The sequence below is a fragment of the Aminobacter sp. P4_H6_2 genome, from assembly GCF_056400805.1.
Map to the genome: position 1 here is coordinate 1 of NZ_JBFUKO010000733.1, position 2,511 is coordinate 2,511.

2 protein-coding genes and 1 pseudogene are annotated in these 2,511 nt (G+C 61.6%); all 3 read left to right on the forward strand.

Annotated features, from left to right (window positions below; genetic code table 11):
• The coding region (locus AC1DUU_RS29335; RefSeq protein WP_476786841.1) for an ABC transporter substrate-binding protein at positions 1-1,318 on the forward strand (1,318 nt) is incomplete at its 5' end.
• Positions 1,319-1,336: 18 nt separating this feature from the next.
• Complete coding sequence (locus tag AC1DUU_RS29340) at positions 1,337-2,263, forward strand: ABC transporter permease (protein WP_476786842.1); 927 nt, start codon at positions 1,337-1,339, stop codon at positions 2,261-2,263.
• Positions 2,260-2,511 (forward strand): annotated as a pseudogene (locus AC1DUU_RS29345) (ABC transporter permease); the annotation flags it as partial. The gene AC1DUU_RS29340 and the pseudogene AC1DUU_RS29345, both read left to right, overlap by 4 nt.

The window sequence follows — 2,511 nt, forward strand, 5'->3', positions numbered from 1 at the left end:
GAACTGGACCTTCAAGTTGCGGCAAGGTGTTCGCTTCCATGATGGTGAACTGTTTAATGCCGCGACCATAGCGTGGTGGATCCCCAAGTTCAAAGGCAGCGCCAACGAGTACCTTGTCGACGCTGTCGATCGTGTCGAGGTTGTCGACGACTACACTGTTCGCTTCGTCATGAAACGGGCAGAGCCGAATTTGATTTTCAATCTGGCGTCGTCCTTCATGGGCGTCCCGTCGCCGAAGTCCTACGACGCGGCCGGTGACAATTTTGGTGTGACAGAGGCCGTCGGAACCGGGCCCTACAAGTTCGAGAGCTTTGCCGTAGGCCAGGAAACCGTGCTGGTTGCCAATGAGGATTACAACTGGGGCAGCGACCTCTCGGACAACAAGGGAGCACCGCACATCAAGCGGCTGACCCTGCGAGAAATTCCCGATGCCTCGACGGCTTTCCTCGAACTGAAGACGGGCGGCGTCGGCTTGCTGCTCGGCGTGCCGGACCAGTTCCTGCCGCAACTTCAGGCAGAAGAGATACTGGACTTCCGGACCCTGCCTGGCTTCGGGATCACGTACCTCGCGTTCAACACCCGAGCCGAGCCCTTCGGCGATGCCGCCGTGCGCCAGGCAACCGCGCTGGCGGTCGACCAGGGCGCCATCCTCAAGAGCGTCTTCAACGGCGTCGGCCTCGAAGCGCACCAGTTCCTGATCAGCACGCTGGTGGAATCGAAGATCGATCCCAAGCTGGAAATCCGTCACGACCTGGCCAAGGCCAACGAGCTTCTAGACAAGGCCGGGTGGCAGCGCGGTGATGACGGTTTCCGGAGCAAGGACGGCAAGCCGCTGAAGATCAAGCTGACGGCGCAGTCGGAGACGGCGATCAAACGTACTGCCGAGATAGTCCAGGCGCAGCTCAAGGCAATCGGCATGGTTGTCGAGATCGACATCTTCGATAGCACGACGGTCGTCGATCAGCTCAAGAAGGGCCAGCATCAGCTTGCGGTGCGTCAGTATGGCTGGAACAACGCCGACATTCTCGACTGGTTCTTCAGCACCACCAACATTCCCTATCCGAACTCCTCCGGCTGGCARGACGAGAAATCGCAGGAGCTTCGCAAYGTCGCCATGCAGCAGTCGAAGACGCAGGACGAGCGGGTGGCCAATTTCAAGAAGTATCAGGAGAACCTGATCGGCAACTTCCTGTTCGTGCCGATCCACGAGCCGGTGCAGAACTATGCGTTCAACAAGACAATGCTCGAAGTGCCGGAAAAGCTGCGCGGCACGCAGCTCGTGCAGGCAACGACCGTCGACATCAAGGTCATTGGTTAAGCGGGTCGGCAGAACGTTATGATCGGCTTCACCTTGAGGCGGCTGGTGCTGCTGCTGCCCGTTTTCTTTGTCGTCTCGCTGGTGGTGTTTTTCATCATCCACCTGGTGCCGGGCGACCCCATCGACAATCTCATGCGCGCTGGCTCGACGCCGGAGCAGCGACTGCTGATCGCGGCGAAGTACGGTCTCGACCGTAGTCTCGTCGAGCAATACGTCACCTGGATGGGACGGCTTCTGACCGGCGATCTTGGCACCTCCATCATACAGGGGCGCCCGGTAAGCGCATTGATCGCCCGAAACCTGCCCTACAGCCTCGAACTGGGTGTTGCGGCACTGCTGTTTTCGACGCTGACCGGCATTGCTGCCGGCGTGATTGCGGCGAGCTACCAGGGTACCCGCGTCGACGACACGATCACCGGCTTCATCCTGCTCGGCTCGACGGTGCCAAGCTTCTGGCTCGGCTTGCTGCTGATCCTGGTTTTCGCCGTGTGGCTCGGCTGGGTCCCGGTGTCGGGGGCGCGCGGCTGGAGTTCCCTCATCCTGCCCGTGATCGCTGCCGGCCTCGGCGGCATCGCGCTGGTGGCGCGGGTCACCCGGATCGCCATGATCGAGACGTCGCGACAGGATTTCGTGACCCTGTTGCACGCCAAGGGGCTGCCACCCTTCATCATCCAGCTGCGCCATGTGCTCCGCCACGCCATGGTTCCGGTCGTCACCATCCTCAGCCTGCGCATCGGCTGGGTTTTGGGTGGTGCCGTGACGATCGAATACGTCTTCGCCCGTCCGGGCCTGGGCTCGCTGCTGATCCGGGCGTTGAACCAGCGCGACTATCCCCTGGTGCAGGGCTGCCTGCTCATGCTGGCCATGGCCGTAATCATCGGCGCCCTGATCGGCGACATCGTCCAGGCGGCGATGGACCCACGCCAGCGCGAGGCACGGGCATGATCAGACATCGTGCATTGGCACTGCTCAAGGCCGTCTCGACCTTCAAGGGCGGCATTTCAGGGGCGTTTCTGTTGCTTCTGGTCATCGGCGCGCTGTTTGCGCCGTGGCTTTCGCCGTACCCCTACGACCAGCAGGACCTGGGCATCATGAACCAGGCTCCGTCGCTGACGCATCTGTTCGGCACCGACGAGTTCGGCCGCGATGTGCTGTCGCGGATGATCACCGGCGCCCGCACCTCACTCTCGGTC